Annotated in this window: 27 protein-coding genes and 1 riboswitch; of the genes, 13 read left to right on the plus strand and 14 right to left on the minus strand. The window is 68.0% G+C overall.

Annotated elements, in window-relative coordinates; all coding sequences use genetic code 11:
• Position 1: 1 nt before the first annotated feature.
• Positions 2-2,134 (plus strand): 3-hydroxyacyl-CoA dehydrogenase NAD-binding domain-containing protein, encoded by a 2,133-nt coding sequence (locus tag G6N47_RS12115; protein ID WP_083131303.1) that lies wholly within the window; start codon positions 2-4, stop codon positions 2,132-2,134.
• A gap of 72 nt (positions 2,135-2,206) precedes the next feature.
• Here the strand turns inward: G6N47_RS12115 and G6N47_RS12120 are convergent, their stop codons facing one another.
• Genes G6N47_RS12120 through G6N47_RS12135 form a run of 4 tightly spaced genes read right to left on the minus strand, consistent with a single transcriptional unit; the run spans position 2,207 to position 5,341 of the window.
• Positions 2,207-2,827, minus strand: coding sequence for a class I SAM-dependent methyltransferase (locus G6N47_RS12120; protein ID WP_083131304.1), 621 nt, complete (start codon positions 2,825-2,827; stop codon positions 2,207-2,209).
• Position 2,828: 1 nt separating this feature from the next.
• Positions 2,829-3,254 carry a pyridoxamine 5'-phosphate oxidase family protein gene (locus G6N47_RS12125; protein WP_083131305.1) on the minus strand — a complete coding sequence of 142 codons (426 nt, stop codon included), beginning with the start codon at positions 3,252-3,254 and terminating at the stop codon, positions 2,829-2,831.
• A gap of 22 nt (positions 3,255-3,276) precedes the next feature.
• Positions 3,277-4,131 carry an LLM class F420-dependent oxidoreductase gene (locus tag G6N47_RS12130; protein ID WP_083131306.1) on the minus strand — a complete coding sequence of 285 codons (855 nt, stop codon included), beginning with the start codon at positions 4,129-4,131 and terminating at the stop codon, positions 3,277-3,279.
• A gap of 4 nt (positions 4,132-4,135) precedes the next feature.
• Positions 4,136-5,341 carry an FAD-dependent monooxygenase gene (locus G6N47_RS12135; RefSeq protein WP_083131307.1) on the minus strand — a complete coding sequence of 402 codons (1,206 nt, stop codon included), beginning with the start codon at positions 5,339-5,341 and terminating at the stop codon, positions 4,136-4,138.
• 76 nt (positions 5,342-5,417) lie between these two features.
• Between G6N47_RS12135 and G6N47_RS12140 the strand changes: the two genes are divergently transcribed.
• Together G6N47_RS12140 and G6N47_RS12145 are read left to right on the plus strand one after the other, a co-directional pair.
• Entirely contained in the window at positions 5,418-5,954 is a 537-nt protein-coding gene (locus tag G6N47_RS12140; protein ID WP_083131308.1) for a TetR/AcrR family transcriptional regulator, read from the plus strand.
• 11 nt (positions 5,955-5,965) lie between these two features.
• The gene (locus G6N47_RS12145) at positions 5,966-6,955 is read left to right on the plus strand and encodes an LLM class F420-dependent oxidoreductase (protein WP_083131309.1); all 990 of its coding nucleotides are present in this window, start codon (positions 5,966-5,968) and stop codon (positions 6,953-6,955) included.
• Here G6N47_RS12145 and G6N47_RS12150 read toward each other — a convergent pair.
• Positions 6,952-7,245, minus strand: coding sequence for a putative quinol monooxygenase (locus G6N47_RS12150; protein ID WP_083131310.1), 294 nt, complete (start codon positions 7,243-7,245; stop codon positions 6,952-6,954). The two genes, G6N47_RS12145 and G6N47_RS12150, sit on opposite strands and share 4 nt — an antisense overlap.
• Positions 7,246-7,356: 111 nt before the next feature.
• Between G6N47_RS12150 and G6N47_RS12155 the strand changes: the two genes are divergently transcribed.
• Both G6N47_RS12155 and G6N47_RS12160 read left to right on the plus strand, forming a co-directional pair.
• The gene (locus tag G6N47_RS12155; RefSeq protein WP_083131457.1) at positions 7,357-7,782 is read left to right on the plus strand and encodes a Zn-ribbon domain-containing OB-fold protein; all 426 of its coding nucleotides are present in this window, start codon (positions 7,357-7,359) and stop codon (positions 7,780-7,782) included.
• The gene (locus G6N47_RS12160) at positions 7,779-8,921 is read left to right on the plus strand and encodes a thiolase family protein (protein ID WP_083131311.1); all 1,143 of its coding nucleotides are present in this window, start codon (positions 7,779-7,781) and stop codon (positions 8,919-8,921) included. Before G6N47_RS12155 ends, G6N47_RS12160 begins: the two co-directional genes overlap by 4 nt.
• A 98-nt stretch (positions 8,922-9,019) precedes the next feature.
• On the opposite strand, the gene G6N47_RS12165 is transcribed toward G6N47_RS12160, so the two are convergent.
• Both G6N47_RS12165 and G6N47_RS12170 read right to left on the minus strand, forming a co-directional pair.
• Complete coding sequence (locus G6N47_RS12165) at positions 9,020-10,669, minus strand: DNA repair helicase XPB (protein ID WP_083131312.1); 1,650 nt, start codon at positions 10,667-10,669, stop codon at positions 9,020-9,022.
• Between the two features lie 9 nt (positions 10,670-10,678).
• The gene (locus G6N47_RS12170) at positions 10,679-12,919 is read right to left on the minus strand and encodes a helicase-associated domain-containing protein (RefSeq protein ID WP_083131313.1); all 2,241 of its coding nucleotides are present in this window, start codon (positions 12,917-12,919) and stop codon (positions 10,679-10,681) included.
• A gap of 58 nt (positions 12,920-12,977) precedes the next feature.
• Between G6N47_RS12170 and G6N47_RS12175 the strand changes: the two genes are divergently transcribed.
• From G6N47_RS12175 to G6N47_RS12190, 4 genes are read left to right on the plus strand one after another with little or no spacing between them, the layout of a single operon-like run.
• Positions 12,978-13,178 carry a hypothetical protein gene (locus tag G6N47_RS12175; RefSeq protein ID WP_083131314.1) on the plus strand — a complete coding sequence of 67 codons (201 nt, stop codon included), beginning with the start codon at positions 12,978-12,980 and terminating at the stop codon, positions 13,176-13,178.
• A complete protein-coding gene (moaC, locus tag G6N47_RS12180; protein WP_083131315.1) occupies positions 13,179-13,661 on the plus strand; it encodes a cyclic pyranopterin monophosphate synthase MoaC in 483 nt (160 codons plus the stop codon). It abuts the gene before it with no gap.
• Positions 13,661-14,140, plus strand: coding sequence for a MogA/MoaB family molybdenum cofactor biosynthesis protein (locus G6N47_RS12185; protein ID WP_083131316.1), 480 nt, complete (start codon positions 13,661-13,663; stop codon positions 14,138-14,140). Before moaC ends, G6N47_RS12185 begins: the two co-directional genes overlap by 1 nt.
• Entirely contained in the window at positions 14,137-14,562 is a 426-nt protein-coding gene (locus tag G6N47_RS12190) for a molybdenum cofactor biosynthesis protein MoaE (RefSeq protein WP_083131317.1), read from the plus strand. The genes G6N47_RS12185 and G6N47_RS12190 overlap by 4 nt, the downstream gene beginning before the upstream one ends.
• Positions 14,563-14,565: 3 nt before the next feature.
• Here G6N47_RS12190 and G6N47_RS12195 read toward each other — a convergent pair whose 3' ends face one another.
• The 4 genes from G6N47_RS12195 to G6N47_RS12210 form a co-directional block, all read right to left on the minus strand.
• Entirely contained in the window at positions 14,566-15,567 is a 1,002-nt protein-coding gene (locus G6N47_RS12195) for a transglycosylase family protein (RefSeq protein ID WP_083131318.1), read from the minus strand.
• Between the two features lie 9 nt (positions 15,568-15,576).
• Positions 15,577-15,717, minus strand: a riboswitch (cyclic di-AMP (ydaO/yuaA leader).
• 280 nt (positions 15,718-15,997) lie between these two features.
• Positions 15,998-16,276 (minus strand): MoaD/ThiS family protein, encoded by a 279-nt coding sequence (locus G6N47_RS12200; protein ID WP_083131319.1) that lies wholly within the window; start codon positions 16,274-16,276, stop codon positions 15,998-16,000.
• A 3-nt stretch (positions 16,277-16,279) separates the two neighbouring features.
• Positions 16,280-17,362, minus strand: coding sequence for a GTP 3',8-cyclase MoaA (gene moaA / locus G6N47_RS12205; RefSeq protein ID WP_083131320.1), 1,083 nt, complete (start codon positions 17,360-17,362; stop codon positions 16,280-16,282).
• On the minus strand, positions 17,359-17,754 hold the full coding sequence (locus G6N47_RS12210; protein ID WP_083131321.1) for a YccF domain-containing protein: 396 nt from the start codon (positions 17,752-17,754) through the stop codon (positions 17,359-17,361). The genes moaA and G6N47_RS12210 overlap by 4 nt, the downstream gene beginning before the upstream one ends.
• A 145-nt stretch (positions 17,755-17,899) precedes the next feature.
• Here G6N47_RS12210 and G6N47_RS12215 point away from each other — a divergent pair, with 145 nt between their 5' ends.
• From G6N47_RS12215 to G6N47_RS12225, 3 genes are all read left to right on the plus strand, one after another.
• A complete protein-coding gene (locus tag G6N47_RS12215; protein WP_083131322.1) occupies positions 17,900-18,310 on the plus strand; it encodes a cold-shock protein in 411 nt (136 codons plus the stop codon).
• Between the two features lie 105 nt (positions 18,311-18,415).
• Complete coding sequence (locus tag G6N47_RS12220; protein ID WP_083131323.1) at positions 18,416-20,353, plus strand: acyl-CoA dehydrogenase family protein; 1,938 nt, start codon at positions 18,416-18,418, stop codon at positions 20,351-20,353.
• A complete protein-coding gene (locus G6N47_RS12225; protein ID WP_083131324.1) occupies positions 20,350-21,357 on the plus strand; it encodes a glutathione S-transferase family protein in 1,008 nt (335 codons plus the stop codon). Before G6N47_RS12220 ends, G6N47_RS12225 begins: the two co-directional genes overlap by 4 nt.
• On the opposite strand, the gene G6N47_RS12230 is transcribed toward G6N47_RS12225, so the two are convergent.
• Positions 21,354-21,845 (minus strand): DUF2771 domain-containing protein, encoded by a 492-nt coding sequence (locus G6N47_RS12230; protein WP_083131325.1) that lies wholly within the window; start codon positions 21,843-21,845, stop codon positions 21,354-21,356. The two genes, G6N47_RS12225 and G6N47_RS12230, sit on opposite strands and share 4 nt — an antisense overlap.
• Positions 21,842-23,383: an MFS transporter gene (locus tag G6N47_RS12235; RefSeq protein WP_083131326.1), complete on the minus strand. Its 1,542-nt coding sequence runs from the start codon at positions 23,381-23,383 to the stop codon at positions 21,842-21,844. The genes G6N47_RS12230 and G6N47_RS12235 overlap by 4 nt, the downstream gene beginning before the upstream one ends.
• A gap of 130 nt (positions 23,384-23,513) precedes the next feature.
• Between G6N47_RS12235 and G6N47_RS12240 the strand changes: the two genes are divergently transcribed.
• Positions 23,514-24,287 (plus strand): DUF3027 domain-containing protein, encoded by a 774-nt coding sequence (locus G6N47_RS12240; protein WP_083131327.1) that lies wholly within the window; start codon positions 23,514-23,516, stop codon positions 24,285-24,287.
• On the opposite strand, the gene G6N47_RS12245 is transcribed toward G6N47_RS12240, so the two are convergent.
• Positions 24,284-24,736 (minus strand): SRPBCC family protein, encoded by a 453-nt coding sequence (locus G6N47_RS12245; protein ID WP_083131328.1) that lies wholly within the window; start codon positions 24,734-24,736, stop codon positions 24,284-24,286. The two genes, G6N47_RS12240 and G6N47_RS12245, sit on opposite strands and share 4 nt — an antisense overlap.
• Positions 24,737-24,740 lie beyond the last annotated feature (4 nt).

A 24,740-nucleotide genomic window follows, 5' to 3' on the forward strand; every position in this document is an offset into this window, starting at 1 on the left:
CATGGCAGAGAACACCATCCAGTGGGACAAGGACGCCGACGGCATCGTCACGCTGACCATGGACGACCCGTCCGGGTCGGCCAACGTGATGAACGAGGCCTACATCGAGTCGATGGGCAAGGCGGTGGAACGCCTTGTCGCCGAGAAGGATTCGATCACCGGCGTGGTGATCACCAGCGCCAAGAAGACGTTCTTCGCCGGCGGCGACCTGACCGCGATGGTCAAGGCGCGCCCCGAGGACGCGGGCCAGTTCTTCGACACGGTCGAGCGGGTCAAGAAGGATCTGCGGACCTTGGAGACATTTGGCAAGCCCGTCGTCGCGGCCATCAACGGCGCGGCGCTGGGCGGTGGCCTGGAGATCGCGCTGGCCTGTCATCACCGGATCGTCGCCGACGTGCCGGGTGTGCAGATCGGTTTGCCCGAAGTGACTTTGGGGCTGCTGCCCGGCGGTGGTGGGGTGACCCGCACCGTGCGGATGTTCGGCATCCAGAACGCGTTCGTCAACATCCTGGCGCAGGGCACCCGGTTCAAGCCGGCCAAGGCCAAGGAGATGGGGCTGGTCGACGAGGTGCTGCCGACCGTCGAGGAGCTGGTGCCTGCGGCCAAGGCCTGGATCAAGGCCAACCCGGACGCGCATGTGCAGCCGTGGGATGCCAAGGGCTACAAGATGCCCGGCGGCACCCCGAGCTCGCCGTCGCTGGCGGCGATCCTGCCGTCGTTTCCGTCGAACCTGCGCAAGCAGCTCAAGGGCGCGCCGATGCCTGCGCCGCGGGCCATCCTGGCCGCCGCGGTCGAGGGCGCGCAGGTCGACTTCGACACCGCCACGCGCATCGAAAGCCGTTATTTTGCTTCGCTGGTCACCTCTCAGGTGGCCAAGAACATGATCCAGGCGTTCTTCTTCGACCTGCAGCACATCAACTCCGGCGGCTCACGGCCCGACGGCATCGGCAAGACCCCGATCAAGAAGATCGGTGTGCTGGGCGCCGGGATGATGGGCGCGGGCATCGCCTACGTGTCGGCCAAGGCCGGATTCGACGTGGTGCTCAAGGACGTCAGCCTCGAGGCCGCGCAGAAAGGCAAGGGCTACTCGGAAAAGCTGGAAGCCAAGGCGCTGCAGCGTGGCAAGACCACCGAGGAGAAGTCCAAGGCGCTGCTGGACCGGATCACACCGACGGCTGATGCCGCCGACTTCAAGGGCGTCGACTTCGTGATCGAGGCCGTGTTCGAGAACCAGGAACTCAAGCACAAGGTGTTCCAGGAAATCGAGGACATCGTCGAGCCCAACGCGCTGCTCGGGTCCAACACGTCGACCCTGCCGATCACCGGCCTGGCCACGGGCGTCAAGCGGCAAGAGGATTTCATCGGGATCCACTTCTTCTCGCCGGTCGATAAGATGCCGCTGGTCGAGATCATCAAGGGCGAGAAGACATCTGACGAGGCACTGGCCCGAGCGTTCGACTACACCCTGGCCATCGGCAAGACGCCGATTGTGGTCAACGACAGCCGCGGCTTCTTCACGTCGCGGGTCATCGGCACGTTCGTGAACGAAGCGTTGGCGATGCTCGGCGAGGGTGTGGAGCCCGCGTCGATCGAGCACGCGGGCAGCCAGGCCGGCTACCCGGCGCCGCCGCTGCAGCTCTCCGACGAGCTCAACATGGAGCTGATGCACAAGATCGCCGTTGCCACCCGCAAGGGCGTCGAGGACGCCGGCGGCACCTACGAGCCGCACCCCGCCGAGGCCGTCGTCGAGAAGATGATCGAACTGGGCCGGCCAAGTCGGTTGTCCGGCAAGGGTTTCTACGAGTACGCCGACGGCAAGCGGGTAGGCCTGTGGCCGGGTCTGCGCGAGACGTTCAACTCCGGTTCGTCGCAGCCGCCGCTGGCCGACATGATCGACCGGATGCTGTTCGCCGAGGCGCTGGAAACCCAGAAGTGCCTCGACGAGGGCGTGTTGACGTCGACCGCTGACGCCAACATCGGCTCGATCATGGGCATTGGCTTCCCGCCGTGGACGGGCGGCACGGCGCAGTTCGTCGTCGGCTATCCGGGTGGCAAGGAGGGCTTCGTCGCCCGCGCCCGCGAGCTGGCGGCCAAGTACGGCGACCGCTTCCTGCCGCCGGCGTCGCTCACCTAAGGCTCTGCGCCGAGACTTAAACCATTGCGACGCCCGCCAGCGTGTCGTCGCAATGGGTTAAGTGTCGCGGCGTCAGGACGCCTGGCGCTGCAACACGTAGCTGCGAGCTTTGAATCGGGCCGCAAACCTGCCGGCGATTCCGCCCTGAGGCGTCCATTGCGGTTCATCGTCCGCCGACAGTAGCGCCCACGCGGGTGTGAATCGGCGCTCGATTTCGGTTTGGTCGACTCCTGCCGGCCCAGGGCCGCCGCCGGGTTTGAACGCGATCATCAGCAGCCGCGCACCCGCTGATGCTGCGGCGGTGATCTCTTGGACGTAAAGGTCGCGGTCGTGCGCACTCATGCCGTGAAAGCAGCCGTTGTCGACGACCAAATCGAAGGGCCCGGTGATCCCCGTCTGCCTCAAGTGCGTGACGTCGGCGTGGACAAAGTTGACGGTAGCGTCTGCGGCTCGGGCCTTGGCACGTGCCTTGTCCAGGGCCTTTGGCGTGAAGTCCGCTCCGGTGACTTGCCATCCGTGTTGGGCGAGATAGATCGAGGTGTCTCCGGTGCCGCATCCGACATCGAGCGCCGAGCCGGGCGGCGTGTCGGTTGCCTCGACGAGATCTCGCAGCTTCGTCGAGAGCGGATGACCGTCCCACGGCGTGAAGCCGAGCGCGTAGAACACCCGGAACAATAGGTGCCGAGATGCCATGTCACAGTCCTCCTAGGTCGGCGGAAAGCCAGTGTTGCGGTTGCATATAAATCGCGACGCTCTCGCCGATTTCGTTGCGGGCGTAGTCGAGGTAGGCGTCCACCTTTTCCGGAGGCATGTAGCGCCGCGTCATTTCGACCAGCTGATCATCGGTGCCGGGCTCGATGCGGCTTACCGGGCCGTCGACCGCGACATAACGCACGGTCGGCTCCAGCCGTTCGACCATCAACGAGAAGTAGCCGGCCGCCTCGATGAGCCGCGTCTTGCGTGAGCCGGGGCCGGTGAGCACCCAGGGCTCGCCGCCGGGCGTGTACTGGTACCAGATGGGGACGGTCAACGGTCCACGGCTGTCGCCGGCCTGCACCGACAGCGCCGCGATGTGTGGTTGGGCAAGAAACTCTTCGCGTTCATCCTTCGACACGGGCATGCCCCGAGGCTAGCCGGGAGGGTCAGCCAATGCAGGCGGCCGCGATACGCCGCCACTGCTCCCGTGGGAACTCCTGCGGGTCGGCCAGCAACACCTGCACACAGACATGGTCGGCGCCGGCCGCGCGATGCTCGGCGATCCTGCGTACGACGGCCTCCTCGTCGCCCCAGGCGAAGATCGCGTCGAAGAGCCGATCACTGACCTGCGCCAAGTCGTGGGGCGTGAATCCACTGCGCAGCAGGTTGTTGGCATAGTTGGGCAGGGCCAAATACGAGCGAAGCCAATCGGTTCCGATGGCATGTGCCTCGTCGGGATCGTCGCTGAGAATCACCGTCTGCTCGGGCAGCAGCAACAAGCCGTCGCCCAATGCCGACCGGGCAGCGGCGGTGTGCTCGGGCGTGACGAGATAGGGATGGGCGCCGCGGGCACGGCTTGCCGCCAGCGTCAGCATCTTCGGGCCCAGCGCGGCCAGCACCCGGTTTTCGGCCGGAACCGGTTGCTCGGCGGCATCCAACGCGTCCAGAAATGACGCCGTCGCCGCCAGCGGCTTGCGGTAGCGATCCGACCCGATGAGCGGGGCATGGCTGACGCCGATCCCCAGCAGGAAGCGCTCACCGTGCGCGGCGGTCGACTGCGCATACGAGGCGGCGACCTCAGCCGGGTCGTGCATCCACAGGTTGAGGATGCCGGTCGCGATTACCGTCCGTTTGGTTGCGGCCAGTAGGCTTTCGACCGCGTCCAGGACCGGGCCGCCGACGTCGGGAATCCATAGCGCGTCGAACCCGAGCTCGTCCAATTCGGCTGCGGCGTCAGCGGATTCGGCCGGGTCGCCGTAGCGCAGTTGGCTGCTCCACACTCCGACACCGGAAAGCTCCATGCAGTCAATGCTGCCAGACACCGGCGCCGTAGTCGGGCACCGGTATCGAGTCGTGCAGGCGCACACCTTTGGTGTTGAGCTTCGCGACGGCGCGGCTGACCGGGGTGGGCAGCGCCGACACCAGTTGCGCTCCGCGCGTCACCAGCCACAGCGCGGCACGCGAGTCGGGGACGACGGTCTTGGCGGCCCCGCGTGCGAAAGCACGACTGCGGCGCACCGGTTCGCGCATCCGCCGTTCGTACGCCGCGAACGCGCGCTCGTGGTCGCCCTGTGCCTGTGCCAGCTCGCCGGCCAAGACATAGGCACCGATTACCGCGAGACTGGTGCTGCCGCCGACGGCGGGTCCGGGGCAGTAGCCGGCGTCGCCGACCAGACTGACCCGTCCCCGCGACCAGCTGTCGATCTGCAGCTGGGTGATCGAGTCGAAGTAGAACGCCGGCGTGCCCTCGAGCTGGTCGAGCCACCCGTCCACTCGCGGATTCATTCCCGCGAACGCGTCGCGCACCAACTCCTTCTGCCGCTGCACATCCCGATGGTGGTAGGTCAGCTCGGGGCTGTGGAACATGAACAGCACCCGCGCGTCGTCCAGATGCCGTGCGCTGTAGATCCCTGCCATGCGGCCGATTTCGACGTGACCGATCATCTCGCCGTCGGGCGCCAGCGATTTGGGCGCGGACGCCACCGCCAGGTAGCCGCCGAGGTAGCGGGTGAGACCGGCCCCGTCACCGAACACCAGTCGCCGAACGTTCGAATGCAGCCCGTCCGCGCCGATCACGACGTCGAACCTGCGGGAGGCCGCCTGTTCGAATGCCACCTCACCATCGGGGGAGACGGCCGTGATCGAGTCGCCGAACAGGTACTCGACATCGGCTGCGTTGTAATAGATTTCGCTGAGATCGTCGCGCATGATCTCGACATGGCGGTCGGAGGCGGCGCCGTAGATCTTCGTGAGATCGACACGGATCGGCCGTTGTGCGCCGGCGCGGTAGATGCTCAGGCGCGACGTCCCGGTAGCGCGCGCCTCGATCTGGGGCAGCACGCCCATCTGCTCGGATATCTCCATCGCCGGACGGAACAAGTCGACCGCGTGGCCGCCGGTCTTGCGCAACGTCGGCGCACGCTCGACGACGGTCACGTCGAACCCGTACCGGTCCAGCCAGTACGCCAGCACCGGCCCGGCAATGCTCGCGCCCGAGATCAGAACTCGCATGCCGCACCTCCTTACTTAACGATCGGTAAGCTTAGCACCGATGCTTACTTATCGGTAGGTCAGATAAACTGGGCCGGTGAGTAGGCCCCGTTCCGGCACCCGGGAGCGCATCCAGGATGTTGCCCGCGAGTTGTTCGTCCGGCAAGGCGTGCAGCGCACCAGCCTGCAGGACATCGCCGACAGGCTTGGGATCACCAAACCCGCTCTGTACTACCACTTTTCGTCGCGGGAGGAGCTGGTGCGCAGCATCCTAGAGCCGCTGATCGAGGAGGGCGAGCGCTTCATCACGGAGCACGAAAAGCGGCGCGACGCCGATGCCCGCGAGTTGCTGGAGGGGTACTTCGATTTTCACTACCGGCATCGTGGCGACCTGATGTTGGTGGTGACGGAGTTGACGACGCTGGCCGAGCTGGGGCTGATCGACAAGCTGCTGGCATGGCGAGAACGGCTCGGGCGGTTGGTTTTCGGCGCGAAACCGACGCTGAGCCAGTCGACCCGGGCGGTGATCGCGTTCGGTGGTCTGCAGGACTGCTGCCTGCAATTCCCGGACACGCCGTACGTAAAGTTGCGCACTGCCGTGGTCGACGGCGCGCTCGCTGCCTTGGGTATCTAGAGTCGGCAGTTATGCGCTTCGGACTTTTCATCCCACAGGGCTGGCGGCTGGACCTCGTCGGGATCGAACCTGACAAACACTGGGCGGTGATGCGCGACCTGGCCGCGTACGCCGACGGCGGCGTCTGGGATTCGTTGTGGGTCTATGACCACTTCCACACGGTGCCGATGCCGACCGGGGAAGCCACGCACGAGGCGTGGTCGCTGATGTCGGCGTATGCGGCGACGACATCGCGGATCAAGCTGGGTCAGATGTGTACGGCGATGAGCTACCGCAACCCGGTCTACCTGGCCAAGGTGGCGGCCACAGCCGACATCATCTCCGGTGGTCGCATCCAGATGGGCATCGGCGGCGGCTGGTACGAACACGAATGGCGCGCTTACGGTTACGGCTTCCCGTCGGCGCGGGTACGGCTCGGCCGGCTCGACGAGGGTGTGCAGATCATGCGCGACGCATGGCGCAACGGGAAAGTCAGCTTGGCCGGCGAGCACTACCAGGTCGACAACGCGATCGTCGCGCCGAAACCGTTGCAGGAGTCCGGAATTCCGTTGTGGATTGCCGGTGGTGGGGAGAAGGTGACCCTGCGGATCGCCGCCAGGTATGCGCAGTACACCAACTTCACGCCCGAGCCCGAAACATTTGCCCACAAGTCCGACGTGCTGGCGCAGCATTGCCGCGACGTGGGCACCGAGTTCGACGCGATCGTGCGCTCGGTCAACGTCAACGCCGTGTTGGGCAGCTCGGATGCGGAGGTGCGTGATCGGCTGCAGCGGATCCGCGACCGGATGGTCGACTACGTGCCCGAGGCCGCGGCGGACTCGATGATCGCCGGCACCAGCGGACCGGAGTCGGCGACCGGCACCACCGAGCAGGTGATCGAGCGGCTGGAGCGCCTGCGCGATCTCGGCTGTCAGTACGTCATCTGCTACTTCCCCGAAGCCGCCTACGACCGGTCGAGCATCGAGCTGTTCGAGCGCGAGGTGATCCCCGCGCTGCGCTAGAGATCGGTGGTCGTGTACCTGGTCTTGACCGGAGGGGCGGCCAACAGGGGAGGGAGCTGCGTGAGCTTGCCTTCGCCGGCGCGAAACCTGCGATAAGCCTCGTCATGCTCGACCGATTCCCAGAGTTCGTAGATGATCCAGTGCGCCTCGTCGGTGTCGTCGACGAGCACGTCGGTGCGCACATTGCCGTCGAACGCGCGGGTGTCTTGCAGCGCGCGGCCCATGAGCTCGCGCCCCGCAGCGACCTCGTCGGGCTTGAACCTCAGTTCGAGTAACACCGTGACCGTCATGGTCGCCAACCTAATGCCACCCTGCCCGCTTGCCGGCTAGGAGAATGGGATTTCCAGTTTTCGGAAGGCTGTTATACGGTGCAGTAAACGGCGATGACGAAGGGATTGCTCATGCAAAAGGCGCTCGCCCCCGACATCTCGACCTGGCCCGACGACAACCCGCAGCTGATCGGCAGTAGATGCGGCGACTGCGGGGCCACCACCTTCCCCGTGCAGGAGCGTTGCCCGCGGTGCAGCGGCGCCGAGATGTCCGAGCTGCTGCTCCCGCGCCGCGGAAAGTTGGTGGCCTGGACGACTCAGGGCTTCCCGCCGGGGCCGCCCTACGCCGGCCCGACGGGCAAGGACTTCGTGCCGTTCGGCGTCGGGCTGGTCCAGCTCGAAGACGTCATCCGCGTCGAGGGTCGGCTCACCGAAAACGATCCGGCCAAGCTGCAATTCGGCATGGACGTCGAGCTGACCATGGTGCCGTTTACCACCGACGACGAGGGCAACGAGATCGTCACGTTCGCCTTTGCGCCAAGAGGAGTCGGGAAATGAACGACGTGGCGATCATTGGCGTGGGCCTGCACCCGTTCGGCAGGTTCGAGAAGACCGCGATGGAGATGGGCGCTGAAGCCATCCAAGCCGCGCTCACCGACGCCGGTGTGCAGTGGAAGGACATCCAGTTCGGCTTCGGCGGCAGCCACGAGGTGTCCAATCCCGACGCCGTGACACGGCTGGTCGGGTTGACCGGCATCACGTTCACCAACGTGTTCAACGCGTGCGCCACCGCCGCCAGCGCCATCCAGCAGACCGCCGACACGATTCGGTTGGGCAAGTACGACATCGGCATTGCCATCGGGCTGGACAAGCATCCGCGCGGTGCGTTCACCGACGACCCGGCCAAATTGGCGCTGCCGCAGTGGTATGCGCAGAACGGGCAATTCGTCACCACCAAGTTCTTCGGCATGAAGGCCAACAAGTACCTGCACGACCACAACATCTCGCAGGCAACGCTGGCCAAGGTCGCGGCCAAGAACTACCGCAATGGCGCGCTGAACCCGAATGCGTTCCGCCGCAAGGCGCTTTCCGAAGAAGAGATCCTCAACTCCACCGTGCTCAACTACCCCCTGACCCAGTACATGTTCTGCGCGCCCGACGAGGGAGCGGCGGCGGTGGTCATGTGCCGGGCCGACATCGCGCACAAGTACACCGACAAGCCGGTGTATGTGCGAGCATGCGAGATCCGCACTCGCCGCTACGGCGCCTACGAGGTGCATGCCACTTTCGCGCCACTCGACGAGGACGTCTCCCCAACGGTTTACGCGTCCCAGGCGGCCTACGAGGCGGCGGGTATCGGGCCCGAGGACGTCGACGTGGCCCAACTGCAGGACACCGACGCTGGCAACGAGGTCATCCACATGGCCGAGACGGGTCTGTGTGCCGACGGTGAGCAAGAGAAATTGCTGGCCGACGGCGCCACCGAGATTCACGGGTCGCTTCCGATCAACACCGATGGCGGTCTGATCGCCAACGGCGAACCCATCGGTGCATCAGGCCTGCGGCAGATGCACGAGCTGGTGCGTCAGTTGCGGGGCGAGGCGGGCGAGCGTCAGGTGCCCGGCAACCCACGCGTCGGTTTGGCGCAGGTGTACGGGGCGCCCGGTACCGCGTCGGCGACGATCGTGTCGCTCTGACCGATAGCCGACTCTGCGGTTTCATACGCGACACGCCGAGGGAGACGTCTCAAACCGCAGACTCGGGGTGCGCTGAACTGGACGGTGCGTGCTCGCGCTCAGATGGCCGGGCCCAGAAGGTCATCCGCGTCGCGGATGACGTAGCCGTAGCCCTGCTCGGCCAAGAAGCGCTGGCGGTGTGCGGCGTACTCGGCGTCCTGGCTGTCGCGGGCCACCACCGAATAGAATTTGGCGCCGCCGCCGTCGGCCTTGGGCCGCAGCAACCGGCCCAGCCGCTGCGCCTCCTCCTGCCGCGACCCGAAGGTGCCCGAAACCTGCACGGCCACGGACGCTTCCGGCAAGTCGATGGAGAAGTTGGCCACCTTGGACACCACCAGCGTGGTCACCTCGCCGCGGCGAAAGGCGTCGAACAGCGCCTCGCGTTCGGCGGTCTTGGTGGACCCCTGGATCACCGGCGCGTTCAGTACCTCGCCGAGTTCCTCGAGCTGGTCCAGATAGGCGCCGATCACCAGGGTCTGCTCGCCGGGATGGCGACTCAGGATCGAGCGCACCACCGCGATCTTCGAATGCGCCGTCGAGCAGATCCGGTAGCGTTCGTCGGGCTCGGCGGTGGCGTAGGTCATCCGTTCACTGTCGGTGAGCGTGACGCGCACCTCGACGCATTCAGCCGGCGCGATCCAGCCTTGTGCCTCAATGTCTTTCCACGGCGCGTCGTAGCGCTTGGGGCCGATGAGGGAAAACACGTCGCCCTCGCGGCCGTCCTCGCGGATCAGCGTGGCGGTCAATCCCAGCCGGCGCCGTGACTGCAGGTCGGCGGTCATCCGGAACACGGGCGCCGGCAGCAGATGCACCTCGTCGTAGATGATCAGTCCCCAGTCGCGGCTGTCGAAGAGCTCCAGATGCCGGTACTCGCCCTTGGTGCGACGGGTCATCACCTGGTAGGTGGCGATGGTGACCGGCCGAATCTCTTTGCGCTCACCGGAGTATTCGCCGATCTCGTTCTCGGTCAGCGACGTGCGGGCGATCAGTTCGCGTTTCCACTGCCGGCCTGCGACGGTGTTGGTGACCAAAATCAGCGTCGTCGCACTGGCTTTCGCCATCGCGGCCGCACCCACCAATGTCTTGCCCGCCCCGCACGGCAGCACCACCACGCCGGATCCGCCCGACCAGAACGACTCGGTGGCCATCTCCTGGTAGTCGCGCAGATGCCAGCCGTTCTGGCGCAGGCTGATCGGGTGCGCCTCGCCGTCGACATAGCCGGCCAAATCCTCCGCGGGCCAGCCGATCTTGAGCAGCATCTGCTTGACCCGGCCCCGCTCGCTGGGGTGCACGATCACGGTGTCGTCGTCGATGCGGGCACCCAGCATGGGCGCGATCTTCTTGTGCCGCAACACTTCTTCGAGCACTGCGCGGTCCAGGCTGACCAGTGTCAGGCCGTGGGCGGGGTTCTTGACCAGCTGGAGTCGCCCGTAGCGGGCCATGGTGTCGACGATGTCGACCAAAAGCGGCTGGGGTACCGCGTAGCGGGAGAAGCTGACCAAGGCGTCGACGACCTGCTCGGCGTCGTGGCCGGCGGCGCGCGCGTTCCACAGCGCCAGCGGCGTGATCCGGTAGGTGTGCACGTGCTCGGGTGCGCGCTCCAGCTCGGCGAACGGCGCGATCGCCGCGCGCGCGGCCCCGGCCAGCTCGTGCTCGACCTCGAGCAGCACCGTCTTGTCGGACTGCACGATCAACGGCCCGTCAGTCATAAAGCCCCATTATCCGGACTCCGCCGACACGGACGTGATGCGATGGATGGCGAACTCGCGGGCCTGCCCGGACGTCGAATCGAAGGCCACCAGCTGCCCGCCGACCACCGTGATCGGCGACACCACCCGCTGGGTGGCCACCCCGGCGGCATCGACGTAGCCGATCACCACGGTCTCGTCTCGCTGTGCGGCGCGCTGCAGCAGCGACATGGCGACCGCGGGGTCGACCCGCACGTTGGCGAACGGCGCGCTGCTCACCTTGCGCAGCACCGCGACGATCCCGCTCAGCGACTCGGTGCTTGGCCGGGGGATCGGCCGGGGCGCTCGACGCTGCTGGGGTGTGGGCACCCGCGCGCCGCGGGCCCGGATGTCGACGATGGTGCCGGTGGAATCCTCGGCGGCCGGCGCGAACCCGGCGTCGCGCAAGGCCGTCAGCACCTCGGCGATTGGCGCTTGGGAGATCGCCACCGTCGGCGCCAGCACCCGCAGTCCCAGGTGGTCAGCCGCGGCCACCGCCTGGGCCAGCAAGGCCGGGTCCTCGCAGCGGACGAACGAGGTGGCCATGCCGATCCGCAGCTGCCCGTGCCGACGGGCCACGTCGTCGATGAGGTAGCTAAGCGATTGCGGCACCGGCGTTTTGGAGTGCTTCTCGAACAGCGCGCGGATACTGTCGGCGGTTTTCCCGATGTCGAGCGCATGCCGGATCGAGGCTTCGCTGATCCGGTACACCATTGCCGCGCCGGCCGACTCGACGGTGGCGACCGCGGCGAGGTCGTCGGCCAGATGGCGTTCCAGCGGCCCGGGCACCACCACGGTCAGGTCGGCCTGGACCAGGAAGTGGTCGATCGGCTCGGGCAGCGCCCGGTTCATCGTGTCGACGACGGAGTCGTCGTGGTCCAGCAGCGCGCGCCCCGGTGTGCTGATTGCTCCGCGGCCGACCAGACCGAGGAAGTGCGCCTCGTCGAGCAGGTCGGCGACCGGCCCGGGCTGCAGCCGTTTGCCCCACCGCGGCCGCCGCCACACCAGGGCAGCCGACGCCGACGTCTCGTCGACACCGGTACCGGCGGGCAGCTCGGCCAGCAGGCCCAGCAACAGCCGACGATCCAGCGGCGCAGCCGTGGAATACACCGAATCTGACAGTGCGCCATAGGGTTTGGCGTCCGGACCACGGGTGCCGATCAGCCCTGGGCGTCGCGGCAGGTCGAGCCAGGTCCTGGCCAACAGATGCCAGCGCTCTGCGGTGGACGCCTCCGCGTAACGGTCGGCGGCCACCGTCGGCGCCCAGTAGGGCCCCTCGCCGTCCTCGGGTGGTGGTTCGGGCATGCCGACCGCGATCAGACCGGCCGCCGCTGCCAGTTCCAGGATCAGGCTCAGCCGGGCTTCGTCGATGCCGGTGATCTTGGCCAGCCGCTTGACTTCGCGTACCCCGAGTCCGCCGCTTCTCAGCTCGGGAACCGGTGCAGCGCTAAGGGTTTCCAGCAGCATGTCGAGTTCGCGCAGCAGGTCGATGACCGCTCCGGCGGCGGAGGCATCGACGTCGGCTTGGGTGGTGGCCGTGACGGCCGGATCGGGGGCGGCGAGCTGAGTCGGACCCGGGTCCTCGCCACGCAGCACGTGTCCGACCTGGCGCGGCAGGATCACCGTGTCGGCGTCGATGCGGCGCAGCAGACCCTTGGCCAGCAATCGGGGCACCGGGCGGTCCGGCGGGGCGCCCGGCGCGGCGTCGCGGGTGCGCCCCAGCGGCGACCCGTCCGACAGCTTGTCCAGCACGAGCAGTGCGTCGTCGTCGAGTTCGTCCAGCAGCTCGATGATCTGGTCGCGGGTGTGCGGCTCGTCTTCGAGGATCGCTTGCCCGGGATACCAGGGCAGTCCCGCACCGGCGTCGGCGGCCACCCGGACCTCGGTCTCACCCCACACCAGGGCGCGCTCCCTGAGGTCGTCGAGCGCACCCAGGACGTCGGCTTCGGCCGCGCGGTCGCCGATCAGCGCGACGAGCTTGGCGACCGGTACCGGCGCGGAGTCGGCGTGCAGCACCAGCAGCGCGTCGATGACCGCCAGCCGCAGGAAGTCCAGCTCGTCGGTGGCGGCCCGGATCGACTGGCGGGCCGCAGCGCGGGCAGCCAGCGCGGCGATGCTGCCGGGCGGCGGCTGGGCAAGATCCGGGCGCAGTTCCAGCAGGCGCACCAGCCGCTCGTCGGGCAGGTCGGCCAGCCAGGACCCCAGCGGGATGCTCGGGGTGTGTTCTGTCATTGCTGACCAGCGTAAAGCAGCCGCCCAATGTCCACGCGCCGCAAGACGACCTGTCAGAATGGACCGCGTGGCTGACAATGCTGACAAGAAGACCAGGTACGTCGACCCCGGCTGGCCGACGAGCGACCCCGACGACCACGCGGTGAGCGAACTGGCGACGGATCGCACGGGTGCGCTGTCCCCTTTTGGTGACCTGGTGTTCCCGCTGCCGTCCGACGAGCTGCCCTACGTACACCCGGTCACCGTCGTCAACCGGTAGATGTCCGGCTCCCCGTCTTCTCGGCTGTCGCATATCGACGAGGGCGGAGCCGCGCACATGGTCGACGTCACCGACAAGGGAGCCACCAAGCGCACTGCCGTCGCGGCCGGCACGTTCCACACGTCGGCGGAGGTGGTGTCGCTGGTCTCGGCTGGCGGACTGCCCAAGGGCGACGCGCTGGCCACCGCGCGGGTGGCGGGCATTCTCGCCGCCAAGCGCACCAGCGACCTGATCCCGCTATGCCACCAGCTGGCGCTCACCGGCGTCGACGTCGACTTCACCGTCGGCGAGTCCGCCATCGACATCACCGCGACGGTGCGCAGCACCGATCGCACCGGGGTGGAGATGGAGGCGCTGACCGCCGTCAGCGTGGCCGGCCTGACTCTCTACGACATGGTCAAGGCGGTGGATCCGGCCGCCCGCATCGACGACATCCGGGTGCTGCGCAAAGACGGCGGCAAGACCGGAACCTGGACGCGGTGATGGCCGGGCGATCCGCGCGCATCATCATTGCCTCGACTCGGGCGTCCGCCGGTGTGTACGAGGATCGCTGCGGGCCGATCATCGCCGAATGGCTTGAGCTGCGCGGCTTTTCGCCCGTTAAGCCGGTGGTGGTGCCCGACGGCGACGCGGTCGGTGCGGCGTTGCGCGAGGCTGTCGGTGACGGCGTGGACGTTGTCATCACCTCCGGCGGCACCGGGATCTCACCCAGCGACGACACCCCGGCCCAGACGGCCGCGGTACTCGACTACGAGATCCCCGGGCTGGCCGACGCCATCCGCCGTTCGGGGCTGCCGAAGGTGCCGACGTCGGTGCTGTCCCGCGGCGTGTGCGGGGTGGCCGGACGCACCCTGGTGGTCAACCTGCCGGGGTCGAGCGGCGGCGTGCGCGACGGCCTCGGGGTGCTCGCCGACGTGCTGGACCACGCGCTGGACCAACTGGCGGGCGGGGACCACGGATGACTCTGGTGTTGCGCGCCGCGCTGACCGAGCAGCCGATTGTGCTGGCCGAGCACGAAGAACTGGTGAGCCATGAGGCTGCGGGTGCGATCGTGGGGTTCGTCGGGATGATCCGCAACCACGACGGTCAGCGGCCCGTACTGCGGCTGGAGTATTCCGCGCACCCGTCGGCCGAACAGGTGATGGTCGACGTGTTGGCCGAGGTCGCCGAGCAGTCGAGCGGCGTGCGGGCCATTGCCGCCAGCCACCGCATCGGCGTCCTGCAGATCGGTGAGGCGGCGCTGGTGGCCGCCGTCGCCGCCGACCATCGCCGCGCCGCGTTCGAGACCTGTGCGCATCTGGTGGACACCATCAAGGCGCGGCTACCGGTGTGGAAGCACCAGTTCTTCGCCGATGGAACCGACGAGTGGGTGGGTTCGGCCTGACCGTTACGGCGTCGGGTTCGCCGGTTGCTGGGCCAGCGCGGCCAGCGCGTCGTTGCCGTTGACGCCCTGCGCCTGGATCGCCTGCCAGAGGTCCTTGAGGAAACCGGGATCCATGTTCTGCGGCGCCGCGGCGGGCAACCCGTTGGCGTCGGCGGGCAGGTTGGTCGCCTGGTCGAGCAGCGGCGCGAACTGCGACGGCACCTGCACGTCGTGCGCGGCCGAACCGGCGGCGGCGGGATCGACCGGCAGGGCGGGGTCGCTCGGGGCCGGGGCCGCCGGTGCGTCGGTGACGACCGTCCAGTTCCCCACCGACTGGGCCTCGTGAATCCCCTCGGGGGCGTCGGCGGGTGGCGCCTCGTCCAGGGCGGCGGGTTCGACCGGGGCGGGCTCGTCCACGGGCGCCGGCTCGTCTACAGGCGCGGGCTCTTCAGCGGGCGCTTCGAACGCGGCGGGCTCGGCCGGCTCGTCGGCGGGAACGGACTCGTCGACGGCTGCCAGCTCTACCGCCGGCGCGTCCTGCGGTGGCGGGGCGTCGTCGGCCGGGGGAGGCGCCGGGGCGTCGAACGCGACGGGCTCGGCCTCGGGAGCGGGGTTGTCCTCCGGCGGGTTAGCCGGGGCATCGGCGACGACTGTGCGCGGCGTCGGGGCGGACAAGCCGTGGCCGCATACCGGCCAGGCGCCGCGGCCCTGGGTGGCCAGCACCCGCTCGGCGACCGCGATCTGCTGTTCCCGGGTGGCCATGTTGGCGGCCGGGGCGAACTCGCCGCCGCCATGAGCGGCCCAGGTGCCGCGGTTGAACTGCAGGCCGCCCTGGTACCCGTTGCCGGTGTTGATCGACCAGTTGCCGCCCGACTCGCAACGGGCGACCTGGTCCCATTCGCCGTCGGTGGCCGCCGATGCGTGGCCCGCGAGGGCGATGCCGCCGCCGCCGATCACCGCGCCGGTGAAGGCGATCTTGGCGACGCTGACGCTAGATGTCGTGGGCTTACGATGCCGTCCACTCATACGCCGGTGCTGTCCTCTCTGTATGCGCCTGCGAGGTCAGCTGTCGGGTTCGGGCTCAAGAGAGGTTGCCCGGCCACTGCCGCTTGTCGGCGGTGGCTTCACCCCAAGGGGCCGCGCGCGGCCCCGGTCCGATCACGGCGGACTGGTTGGGTCCCCCGCCTCCATCCACGGTTGTCGTCGGCCCCCGCCTGCTGGATGGAGCTCGGCGCTACAAGCGGGGAAGGCCCGCCGCTCAACAAGATTCGGCAAGCCCGCGGAGAACGGTAGCGGGTCGTGGCGCTCGATGCACGTCTGCGCGAATGCCGCGTTTCCGAGCGCGATGCCCGGCTAAAATGCCAGGAAAGCGTTCGATTTGCGCAGGTCAGACCCCGTCGCAACCGGGTCGTTGCCGTGCTGTGATCAATCCGTTATGTGACGCAAATCACGTGCGTCAGCCACCGGCGAAGGGCGGGAGAACGTCGATCGTCTGGCCCGCGCGGACAACGGCGGACTCGTCGCGGACGGCGACACCGTCGCACAGATATGAGCATCGCTTCAGGACGGTCGCAAGCCGCTCGTTGTGTTCGGCGAGGGCTTCGACCAGCTGGGCGACTGTGGTGCCGGGCCGCAGCGTGGCGGTCTCGGTTTCGGTGCCGGCCGCCGCCCGCGCCGCCGCGAAATAGCGGACCGTGACCTGGATTCCCGTCAGCTCGTCGGGCACTTGGGTCATGGGTCAGCCGCCGATCGCGCTCATCGGCCGGGCCGGCTGGATGAAGCCGGGGTCGTTGATGCCGTGCCCGGCCGGCTTGCCCCACATTGCGGTACGCCACGCGGCTTCGATGGCGTCGTCGTCGGCGCCGGTGCGCAGCAGCCCGCGCAGGTCGGTCTCCTCGGTGGCGAACAGGCAGCTGCGGATCTGGCCGTCGGCGGTCAGCCGGGTGCGGTCACAGTCCGCGCAGAACGGGTGCGACACCGAGGCGATGATCCCGACCTTGCCCGACGGTCCGCCCGGGCCGGTGTCGACCAGCCAGAGTTCGGCCGGCGCCGAACCGCGGGGCGCGGGGTCGGGGCGCAGGCGGAAGTGCGGTCGCAGCGCGGCCATCACATCGTCGGCGCTCAACGAGGCGCCCCGGCGCCATTGATGTCCGGCATCCAGCGGCATCTGTTCGATCACCCGTAATTGGTAGCCATGTTCGAGGCAGAACCGCAGCAGCTCGACGACGTCCTGGCGGCCGGTCGCCGGGTCGAGCACCGCGTTCACCTTGACCGGTTCGAAGCCGGCCGCCTTGGCCGCGGCGAGGCCGGCCAGCACGTCGGAGAGCCGATCGCGGCGGGTGATCGCCGCGAAGTGGTCGCGGTCGACGGTGTCCAGCGACACGTTGACCCGGTCCAGACCAGCCTGCGCGAGGGCGGCCGCCCGCCGCTCCAGGCCGAGGCCGTTGGTGGTCAGCGAGATCTCCGGGCGGGGGCGCAATGCGGCGGCCGCAGCTACCACGTCTTCCAGGTGGCGGGCCAACAATGGTTCACCGCCGGTGAACCGCACATTGGTGATGCCGAGCCGCGTCACCGCGATGCCCAGCAGCCGGGCCAGTTCGTCGGGCCGGAGCAGCTCCTCGCCGGGTAGCCAGTCGAGCCCTTCGGCCGGCATGCAGTAGGTGCAGCGCAGGTTGCAGCGGTCGGTCAGTGACACCCGCAAGTCGGTGGCGACCCGACCGTACGTGTCGACCAGCGGACCGGTGGCGGGCGCCGGCCCGTGGCTGCCCGGGTCGTCTGCGGGGCGGCGTACTGTCGGCACGCCGAGCGCGATCACCGTCATGACAGCACCGATTCCGGACGGCTCACCGGAACGATCTCCTTGCCCAGCGGCACCAGCGACACCGGGATCAGCTTGAGATTGGCCAACGCCAGCGGGATGCCGATGATCGTCACCGCCATTGCGATGGCGCTGGCCAAATGCCCGATCGCGAGCCAGATGCCGAACAACAGCACCCAGATCACGTTGCCGATCAGCGCGCCGGTCCCGGCGCCCGGCTTCTCGACGATCGTGCGCCCGAACGGCCACAGCGTGTACGACGCGATGCGCAGTGCCGCGAAGCCGAAGGGAATGGTGACGATCAGCAGGAAGCAGACAAGCGCCGCCAGCAGATAGCCGACGGCCAACCAGAGGCCGCCGAAGATCAGCCAGATGACGTTCAGGATCAGGCGCATTTCTTCCTCCAGCGGTATTGCCAGGGTACCGGCCAATCAGGGGTGATCGTGCGCGCGGCATCCGAGTAGGATCACCAGTCATCGCGTCCTGCACTCGCGGGACGCTTCGTCGTGTAGGGATCCGTCAGACAAGCAGGTGAGACCAGTGCCGACCGGCAAGGTGAAGTGGTACGACCCGGACAAGGGTTTCGGCTTCCTGTCCCAGGAGGACGGCGAGGACGTCTACGTTCGCTCCTCGGCGTTGCCTGAGGGTGTCGAGGGGCTGAAAGCGGGCCAGCGCGTGGAGTTCGGTGTCGCCACCGGCCGCCGGGGGCCGCAGGCGTTGAGCCTCAAGCTGATTGATCCGCCGCCGAGCCTGTCGCGTGCTCGCCGTGAGGGACCCGCCGCCGAACACAAGCACAGCCCCGACGAGCTGCACGGCATGGTCGAGGACATGATCACGCTGCTGGAAAGCACGGTGCAACCCGAACTGCGCAAGGGACGCTACCCGGACCGCAAAACGGCCCGTCGGGTCTCCGAGGTGGTCAGAGCCGTGGCTCGCGAGCTCGACGGTTAGGCGTTTGGCGACGGCCATTCCGCCAAAGCGCGTGTAGAGAACTGCGCCACGGGCAACACTAGTTACTGGCGAGTAAACTAGTGTCGCAAGACCAGGGAGTGTCCGATGGCGCAGCAAGTACAGGTCACCGAGGAGCAGGCGAGAGCCGTAGCCGAAGAGTCACGCGAAAGCGGTTGGGATAAGCCATCTTTCGCCAAGGAACTCTTCCTGGGCCGCTTCCCGTTGGAGCTCATCCATCCGTTTCCCCGCCCGTCCGACGAGGAGGCCGCCCGCACCGAGGCGTTCCTGGCCAAGCTGCGGGAGTTTCTCGGCACGCTCGACGGTGCCGTCGTCGAGCGCGATGCCCAGATTCCCGACGAGTACGTCAAGGGCCTGGCCGACCTCGGCTGTTTCGGCATGAAGATTCCCGCCGAGTACGGCGGTTTGGGCATGTCGCAGGTCGCCTACAACCGGGCGTTGATGATGGCGTCGTCGGTGCATCCGAGCTTCGGTGCACTGCTGAGCGCACATCAGTCGATCGGGGTGCCCGAACCGCTCAAACTGGCCGGGACCGAAGAACAGAAGCGGAAGTTCTTGCCGCGCTGTGCCGCCGGGGGAATATCGGCGTTCCTGCTCACCGAACCCGACGTCGGTTCCGACCCGGCGCGGCTGGCCTCGACCGCGACGCCGATCGACGATGGCGCGGCGTACGAACTGGAGGGGGTCAAGCTGTGGACCACCAACGGCGTCGTCGCCGATCTGCTGGTGGTGATGGCCCGGGTACCCAAGAGTGAAGGCCACCGCGGTGGCATCAGCGCGTTCGTCGTCGAGGCCGACTCCCCCGGCATCACCGTCGAACGGCGCAACAAGTTCATGGGATTGCGCGGGATCGAAAACGGCTTGACCCGGCTGCACAAAGTCCGGGTTCCGCGCGAAAACCTGATCGGGCGGGAGGGCGACGGTCTGAAGATCGCGCTGACGACGCTGAACGCCGGCCGGTTGTCGATTCCGGCGATGGCCGCCGGTGCCGCCAAGTGGTGTTTGAAGATCGCGCGGGAGTGGTCGTGTGAACGGGTGCAATGGGGCAAGCCGGTCGGCGAGCACGCGGCGGTGGCCAACAAGATCTCGTTTATCGCCGCCACCACGTATGCGCTGGAGGCGGTGCTGGAACTGTCCGGCCAGATGGCCGACGAGGGCCGCAACGACATCCGCATCGAGGCCGCGCTGGCCAAGCTCTGGTCCAGCGAGATGGCCTGCGTGATCGCCGACGAGCTGGTGCAGATCCGCGGCGGTCGCGGCTACGAGAGCGCCGAGTCGCTGGCCGCGCGTGGTGAACGCGCAGTGCCGGTGGAACAGATCGTGCGCGACCTTCGGATCAACCGGATCTTCGAAGGCTCCAGCGAGATCATGCGGCTGCTGATCGCCCGGGAGGCGGTGGACGCGCACCTGACCGCCGCCGGCGATCTGGCCAACCCGAAGGCGGATATGCGGCAGAAGGCCAAGGCCGCCGCCGGCGCGAGCGGCTTCTACGCAAAGTGGTTGCCGCAGCTGGTTTTCGGCGAAGGTCAGCTACCCACCACATACCGCGACTTCGGCCGATTGGCAACGCATCTGCGCTTTGTCGAGCGCTCGTCACGCAAGCTGGCCCGCAACACCTTCTACGGGATGGCCCGCTGGCAGGCCGCGCTGGAGCAAAAGCAGGGATTTTTGGGCCGCGTCGTGGACATCGGGGCCGAGCTGTTCGCCATGGCGGCAGTGTGCGTTCGTGCTGAGGCGCAACGGGTTTCGGACCGGGCCGAAGGCGAGCAGGCATACGAGTTGGCCGAGGCGTTCTGCCAGCAGGCCACGCTGCGGGTCGAGGCGTTGTTCCATGCGTTGTGGTCCAACACGGATGCCACCGACGTCGGGCTGTCCCGAAACGTGTTGGGAGGACGCTACACCTGGCTGGAGGAGGGGGTCCTCGACCAGTCCGAGGGCACCGGGCCGTGGATCGCGCATTGGGAGCCGGGCCCGTCCACCGAGGAGAACCTGGCCCGGCGGTTCCTGACCGTATCGGAACCATGAGTGCCGCCTACGTGGCCGAGTCGGGTGAGTTCACCCGCGACACCAACTACATCGCGACTCGCATCACCGCCGACGGGCGTGACGGGTATCCGGTCGAGCCAGGCCGGTACCGGCTGATCGTCGCCCGGGCCTGCCCGTGGGCCAATCGGGCGATCATCGTGCGGCGCCTGCTGGGCCTGGAAAAGGTTATCTCCATTGGTTTTTGCGGGCCCACCCACGACGAGCGGAGTTGGACTTTCGACCTGGATCCCGGCGGCGTCGACCCGGTGCTCAAGATTCCGCGGCTGCAGGACGCCTACTTCAAGCGCTTTCCCGACTATCCGAAGGGCATCACCGTCCCTGCGATCGTCGACGTGCCGACCGGCGCGGTGGTCACCAACGATTTCGCGCAGATCACGCTGGACTTCTCCACCGAATGGACGGCTTATCACCGCGACGGCGCGCCGCAGCTGTACCCGGAGCCGTTGCGCGCCGAGATCGACGAAGTGGCGCAACGGATTTACACCGAGATCAACAACGGGGTATATCGGTGCGGGTTCGCCGGCTCACAGCAGGCCTACGACGCGGCCTACGACCGGTTGTTCGCCGCGCTGGACTGGGTGAGCGATCGACTGGCGCGACAGCGATACCTGGTGGGCGACACCATCACCGAAGCCGACGTGCGGCTGTTCACCACGCTGGCCCGGTTCGATCCGGTCTATCACGGGCATTTCAAATGCAATAGGTCCAAGTTGTCCGAGATGCCCGTGCTGTGGGCGTATGCGCGTGACCTGTTCGGTACGCCGGGTTTCGGTGACACCGTCGACTTCGTCCAGATCAAGCAGCACTACTACATGGTGCACACCGACATCAATCCCACCCGCATCGTGCCGAAAGGCCCCGACCTGGCCAACTGGCTCACCCCGCATGGCCGGGAAGACTTGGGTGGCAAGCCATTCGGCGACGGCACTCCACCCGGGCCGCCGCTCGAGGGCGAACAGGTACCCGCTGGCCACGGCGCCTAAGTCCAGTTTGTTCGCACCGACCACTCGGCGTGTGGGACATCGCGCAGCTCGCCCGCGGGGTCGACCACCAGGGTCATCAACTGCACGACGATGCCGCTCAGCCGCCCGCGCTGCGGGTCGACGGTGGCGATGGTGACGGCCAGTCGGCTGCCCGGCCGGAAGACGGTGGTCGTGGTGTTAGCCGGGTCCTCGTAGACCCGCAGCAGCCGCCACGGCGCCCGGCCGACCGCCGCCGGCACCGAAAGCTGCACGGGGTCACGGGAATTCACCGGCAGCTCGCCCTGGGCGTGTGGGGTTTTACAGTCGGTGAGGTCGAGCACGTTGCAGTACAGGTACGGCCCGACCCGGGTCAGGTGGCCGTGCGAATACGCGCTGATCTCGGGCAGCGACGGACCATGCTCGCGCGCAAGCAGCCACGCGCCGGCACCGGCAGCCGCCGATGCTGCCAGCACCAAGGCCGCGAGCAGCACGACGACGGGGCGCTTCACTGCGGCGTCGCCATTGCGCGGTCGCCCTCCTGCTCGACCATCACCGGCCGGTTACCGCCCAAGCCGGGGATCAGCGAGTCGCCGCGGAAGCTGACGATGGTCTGCGCCAGGCCCGGGATGAGCAACGCGCTCACGGCAGTGAACCCGATCCACAACTCGGTGTACACCAGCACGCCCAGCGCGCCGCCGAGCACCCACGCCAGTTGCAGTGTCGATTCGGAACGGCCGAACGCCGACGCCCGGGACTCCTCCGGCAGGTCGTCCTGCAACGAGGCGTCCAACGCGGCCTTGGCGATCGCGCTGGCCCCCGACGTGATCAAGGTGGCGACGGTCGCGACAACCAGGGTGCCGGCGACCGCCCCGGCCAGTGCGGCGACCGTGACCGCGACGGTGCAGCGCACTACCAGCACGGCGGGCCGGCCCAATTGCAAACGGGCACTGGTGAAGTTGCCGACGAAGTTGCCCACGGCGGCGGCCGCACCGATGAGCCCCAGCATGCCCAGCTGCACCCATCCGCTGGCGTCGTGCGCCTTGGCGACGAACGCCGGATACAAGAACAGGAACCCGACCATGACCTTGATCGTGCAGTTGCCCCACAGCGAAGTAATGATGTTGCGGCCCAACGGTTGTCGAAGCGCCCGCCGCAGCGAGTTGCTGTGCCGGCGATAGCTCAGCGTGGCGGGGACCTCGCCCGCGGTCACCTCCACCCAGCGCGGAATGCGCATGGACAGCCACGCGCCGGCCAGTGTCACCGCGACGATCACGAACAACGCGCCCGGCAGCTCGAACAGGTGGTCGCAGACGAACTCGACGCCGCTGGCGATCGCGCCGCCGGCGATGGTGCCGCCCAGCAGACCGAACATGGTCAGCCGCGAGTTGACCCGCACCAGGTCGATGGTCGGCGGCATCACCCGCGGGGTCACCGCGCTGCGCAGCACCGAAAAGGATTTCGACAGCACCATCATGGCCAGCGCACACGGGTAGAGCACCCACGACGGGAAGCTGCCGCTCACCCCGTCGTAGTTGGCGATCAGCACCAGGGCCAGCGCCGTGCGCAGCACGAACGAAAGCGCCAGTGCGACGCGCCGGCCGTGCTGCAGCCGGTCCAGCGCCGGACCGATCAGCGGCGCGATCACGGCGAACGGCGCGATCGTGATCAACAGGTACAACGCGACCCTGTCCTTGCTCTCGCCGGTGGCCGCCGCGAAAAACAGCGTGTTGGCCAGCGCGACGGCCATCGCGGCGTCGACCGCGGAATTGGCCACCACCGGCCAGGTCAGCGCGGTCAGCCCCGACTTGTCGGCGCCGTCGGCCGTCGCGGCCCGGTGCACCAATCCGTACATGCGCGAACCCATTTCGCGGCTGCGCTGCGCCGCCACCCGGGTGACGGTGACGCGCTCGGAAGTGGGCGGCGGTTCGCTGCGACGGCTGGGTGGCGGCTCACGGTGCAACGGCGGCAAGTAGCGGTTGGCGCTGGGCATCGTGGTACGGGGCGACCGCCGGCGGTAGCCCGGATCGTCAGCCGGATAGTTGGCCATGCCGGGGTGCTGGGTGTGTTGATCACGCCGCCGTCCGGACACGCATCAATTCTCACCCATCGCGGGTGATCGAGCGCGCAGGCGACCGGTGTGGCTGGCCACTCGGCCGTTACGGCAGTATTGAAGACGTATGGAAACAGCGGACAGCGTGACCACGGCCGAGTGGGCGGAGGGCCTGGCGCCGATCCTCACCGGCGCCGTCGAGCAGGCGCGCGCCGCCGTCGCCGAATTCAGCGGCGCCGACACGGTAGGCGACTACCTCGGGGTCAGCTACGAGGATCCGACCGCAGCCACCCACCGGTTCCTGGCCCATCTGCCCGGTTACCAGGGATGGCAGTGGGCCGTCGTGGTGGCCGCCTACCCGGGTGCCGACCACGCCACCGTCAGCGAGGTGGTGCTGGTGCCCGGGCCGACGGCGTTGCTGGCGCCGGAATGGGTGCCGTGGGAACAGCGGGTCCGGCCCGGCGACCTGAGCCCGGGCGACCTGCTGGCGCCGCCGCCGGACGACCTGCGTCTGGTGCCCGGCTATCTGGCCAGCGGCGATCCGCAGGTGGACGACGTCGCCGTCGAGCTCGGGCTCGGGAGGCGACGGGTGATGAGCGCCTGGGGCCGCGCCCAGGCCGCCCAGCGTTGGCACGACGGTGACTACGGTCCCGGCTCGTCGATGGCGCGCTCGACCAAACGGGTGTGCCGCGACTGCGGCTTCTACCTGCCGCTGGCGGGCTCGCTGGGCGCGAAGTTCGGGGTCTGCGGCAACGAGATGTCCGCCGACGGGCATGTCGTCGACTCCGAATACGGCTGTGGCGCACACTCCGACACCCCGGCCCCGGCGGGCAGCGGTTCGCCGATGTACGACCCCTACGACGACGGGGTGCTCGACATGGTCGAGAAAACCGACGACTAACTTTCGGCGGCGGCCTTGATCTTGGCCAGCGAGGTGTTCATGCCGTCGACCAGTTCCCGCTCGAAGCTGTCCACTCCGCCGAACAGCGCGTTCACCGTCATCGTGGAGATCGGTTTGACGCCGTTCTCGGCGTGCCGGCTTTCGATCAGCCGGGTGCCCTCCGGAATCGGCTGCAGCTCGTAGCTCCAGATGACGCCGTTGGCGTGGACCTTGAACGCCAGCTTCTGCTCGGGAATGACCTCGGTGAGCGTGCACGTCGTCGGCCAGAACAAGAAGTTGCGGCGGTTCAGGTTGAGCGTGCGGGTGCCCTGGCGTACCGGACCGAGCGGCATCATCGCGCGGCACTGGGGACTCCACTGCGGCATCCGGCGGACATCCGACACCAACTCCCACACCTTTGCGACCGGCGCGTTGATGTCGACCTGTGCTTGCAATAGCGGCGCTGCCATCGAC

Source organism: Mycobacterium branderi, assembly GCF_010728725.1.
In the GTDB taxonomy this organism is placed as follows: Bacteria; Actinomycetota; Actinomycetes; order Mycobacteriales; family Mycobacteriaceae; genus Mycobacterium; species Mycobacterium branderi.